Below are 3,355 nucleotides of genomic sequence, written 5' to 3' on the forward strand. Positions count from 1 at the left end.
ATACGAATTTATGTTCTGTTTTTAGGGGATGACCGTAAAAAAGATATAAAAAAAGCAGCCCCAATGGGAAACTGCTTGATCCTAATTTGTTTTGCGCATTTCGTTAAACGGGTAGAATACAAACTTTGATGTACCCGCAATTTGTTTTTTCGTGAAGAGGCCAAGTCCGTTACGGCTGTCCATGGAATTCCGACGATTGTCACCCATCACAAAATACTTGTTATCAGGCACTTTAACCGGGCCGAAATCATCGGTCAAATGTTTACCGTCCTGTTTCGCTATCTTTTTATTAGCTGCCAAATAAGGTTCGTCCACCTTTTTCCCGTTAATATAGAGCTGGTCATTTTTCATCTCAACCGTATCGCCGGGAAGGCCGATAATACGTTTGACATAGTGAACATCATCTCCGTTTAACACGACGATGTCTCCTCTATCAAACTCGCCGATGTATTTGACTGTCATATTGACAAAGACCCTTTCACGGTTGTGAAGTGTAGGATACATAGAGTCACCATCAACGACATACGGCGCAAAAATAAAGTTACGGATGAGCAAAGCAAGAACGACAGCAATCACAATTGCTTTTGCCCATTCTAATATTGATTTTTTCTTCGAAACATTTTCTGATTTCAACTGATTTCCTCCAATAAACAACGGTCTTCAATTTATGTTATCACGAATCGAAAAAAAATCCCATTAGGACCATTGAAGTGATTTTACAAACACATCTTCTACCCACATCATGCCTATTTTTCTTGTCGATCATAACTAAGCCTGCAAATATTGAAAGAAATGAATCGCATAATTCAGAAGCGATGGACTCAGAAGAAAGAGAGTTCTCATATGCTAAATCTTTAGATCGTATATAAGGCATGAGGTTACGAACAGTTTGTTCATTTATCTCCCAGTCCATGATATCCATGGCACTTGACAAAACAATTCACATCAAGAAGGTTACTGGAATGTTTGCGGCAATCTATTTCACAGGTGATAACCGCACCCCGTTTTTTGCTTTCATAATATGTTTAAAATCATTCAAGCTCGAAAACATGGATCAGCCTCCAAAAAATAAATCCAATATATTCCCGGCAGTTGAAGACTCTTTATTATAAAACTCTGAATATCCGCAGTTCTTACAGTAAACCACTAGAAATCGGTTATGCTGCACGTCAAACAGCTTTGATAATCCCGTGCCGGTTGTGGCTATTTCTTTTTGTCCGGCTTCAGTACTGCCGCATTTTATACAGCCTTTGTTGTCCATATCGCGTTCTCCTTTTCATTACATCACGTTTGTTTGATTTATTTTACTACAAAATACCAATCCCCATGAACCGTACTACTTTAAAGTTTTCTTAATTTTGATCACCCATTCTTTACATACTAATTGGGTTCGTTTCTCAGCTTGGTAAATCTTCTGGAGAAACGGAAAAGCTCCATGACCAAAACATTTAAACCCAGCCAAACACCGCCGAAGGCGTAACCCGCAGCAACATCACTCGGATACTGCTCATTAACGTACACACGGCTCAGCCCAATGAGGAATAAAACGATAATAAACAAAAAAACGCAACAGTTTGCAGACACGCCTTGTGAGAATGACGAACAAAAAGATAAGCACAAAAACCAAAAATGACAAATGCCGTTAACGTCTGTTCGCTTGGGAATGGATATAATACATGACTTTCCAAAGGAGCGTGAACAGGATGAAGGGAATGAAAGAGCCGTCTGATTCCCTCTTCATAAAGCTCTCCACCAATGACTAGGAAATATAAGAAAGAGAGTTCGATTTTCCAACCTTGCCCTTTGAATACCGTCCAAAGAAAAGTTAGAACAATAACGGCTAATAGAACACCTCTCGACGCAAAAGCTTTCTGAATTGCAGCTGGGCCCAGTCTATACCCGATCCAATACGACATCACTCCCACACAGCTCCCCAATCCGGCCGCTAACATGCTTAGCACCCAGTTTAACTTTTCTTGAAACACCAGGACACCGGCAAACTCTCCCGGTCCAAGTAAAGTTAGAAGCTCTAACATCAAGACAATAAACAAGACGGCATATACGTACTGTTCGAGCAAACCCGTCAAAACTTGCACGGATTTCCCTTAAACTTTTTTGTTCTTTTATCATTCCCAATCCACTTTTTGTATAATCAGCACAATTTCACCTTCAGTCGTTCAACAACATGTTTGAGGTTCGAAATGATAAAGTATTTCACTTAGTTTCGTACATGAAGAGGTAAATTCTTTGCTCACCGAACTAGGATAGCGGCGCATGACGATTACTGCATTGCATAACCACTAGTTATTTAGTGAGCCGGGTGCAATGTATATGCATTTTGAGTCAGCACAGGATGATCCTATTACATTCGCCAGAAAAGCAGCTGCCGCATTCAGAGTAGTTAAAAGAATAGACAGATAGCTAGTCTTCCGGAAGCTTTAAAGGAGGCGCTTTTTTCGAGTTTTTTTAAATCAATGAAAACAGGCATCTCCTAAATATTTTTGCCGATAAGTTTACGCTAATCAACTCTAGCACTAATACATATAAAAAATAGAATGATATGAAAGGAGACTTGATAGTATGATTGATTATCCTATTAATATAAACAACGTTTCCGGGAACAGTGTAATTAACGTAGGCGGCGCTTTTATGATCAGGCCTTTAACTTTGTCGAAATCTGTGTTTGGCTCCGGAGGTTTAAACACAGGAATTGTCTTTGAAAATAACTTTGTAAGCAAGGCTAAAATGATTAATCATCAATTTACTGATCAGAACGTCACCAAAACTTTTTAATCTATTCATTACGGGGGCTTGCGATGTCTCACTAACTAAACACCTGGTTTTGCCAACCGCCATCAGCACTCGGCGGTTTTTTATTGAACATTTTTACCCAATAAAAAAGCTCCCTCTATATGAGGAAGCCTTTTGCCTGCCAATTAGCCTTCTACGCGAACTTCTTTCATGACATCGCCGTTAGACATGTTTTTCGCGAATTCTAATCCGCTTGTTACTTTACCGAATACAGTGTGAACACCGTTCAAATGAGGCTGTGGCTCATGAACGATGAAAAATTGGCTGCCGCCAGTGTCTTTTCCGGCATGTGCCATAGAAAGTGCGCCCGCCTCATGTGTATGCGGGTTTCCTTCTGTTTCACATTTGATTGTGTATCCCGGACCGCCAGTACCAGTTCCGTGCGGGCATCCGCCTTGGCTGACGAAGCCAGGGATCACTCGGTGGAATGTAAGCCCGTCATAAAAGCCTTCGTTCGCAAGCTTTTCAAAGTTTGCAACAGTTCCAGGTGCAGCTTCAGGATAAAGTTCAAATTCAATTTTGTTCCCGTCTTCTAATAAAAAGT

6 protein-coding genes and 1 pseudogene are annotated in these 3,355 nt (G+C 40.4%); 2 read left to right on the top strand and 5 right to left on the bottom strand.

What is annotated here, in order from left to right; genetic code table 11:
• Positions 1–81: 81 nt before the first annotated feature.
• Positions 82–633 (bottom strand): signal peptidase I sipS, encoded by a 552-nt coding sequence (gene sipS / locus RAC86_RS36910; RefSeq protein WP_015251786.1) that lies wholly within the window; start codon positions 631–633, stop codon positions 82–84.
• A gap of 239 nt (positions 634–872) precedes the next feature.
• On the opposite strand from sipS, the gene RAC86_RS36915 reads away from it, so the two are divergent.
• Complete coding sequence (locus RAC86_RS36915) at positions 873–1,112, top strand: hypothetical protein (RefSeq protein ID WP_015251784.1); 240 nt, start codon at positions 873–875, stop codon at positions 1,110–1,112.
• Here RAC86_RS36915 and RAC86_RS36920 read toward each other — a convergent pair.
• From RAC86_RS36920 to RAC86_RS36930, 3 genes and pseudogenes are all read right to left on the bottom strand, one after another.
• Positions 1,055–1,261 carry a zinc ribbon domain-containing protein gene (locus RAC86_RS36920; RefSeq protein ID WP_003230483.1) on the bottom strand — a complete coding sequence of 69 codons (207 nt, stop codon included), beginning with the start codon at positions 1,259–1,261 and terminating at the stop codon, positions 1,055–1,057. The two genes, RAC86_RS36915 and RAC86_RS36920, sit on opposite strands and share 58 nt — an antisense overlap.
• A 119-nt stretch (positions 1,262–1,380) precedes the next feature.
• The gene (locus RAC86_RS36925) at positions 1,381–1,584 is read right to left on the bottom strand and encodes a phosphatase PAP2 family protein (protein WP_231940261.1); all 204 of its coding nucleotides are present in this window, start codon (positions 1,582–1,584) and stop codon (positions 1,381–1,383) included.
• 309 nt (positions 1,585–1,893) lie between these two features.
• Positions 1,894–2,096, bottom strand: a pseudogene (locus RAC86_RS36930) (hypothetical protein).
• A 484-nt stretch (positions 2,097–2,580) separates the two neighbouring features.
• On the opposite strand from RAC86_RS36930, the gene RAC86_RS36935 reads away from it, so the two are divergent.
• A complete protein-coding gene (locus tag RAC86_RS36935) occupies positions 2,581–2,793 on the top strand; it encodes a spore germination protein (protein WP_003230479.1) in 213 nt (70 codons plus the stop codon).
• Positions 2,794–2,936: 143 nt separating this feature from the next.
• On the opposite strand, the gene RAC86_RS36940 is transcribed toward RAC86_RS36935, so the two are convergent.
• Positions 2,937–3,355 (bottom strand): peptidylprolyl isomerase (locus RAC86_RS36940; protein ID WP_377886793.1); only part of this gene is annotated, 419 nt, incomplete at its 5' end.

This window comes from Bacillus sp. LR_5, from assembly GCF_042709275.1.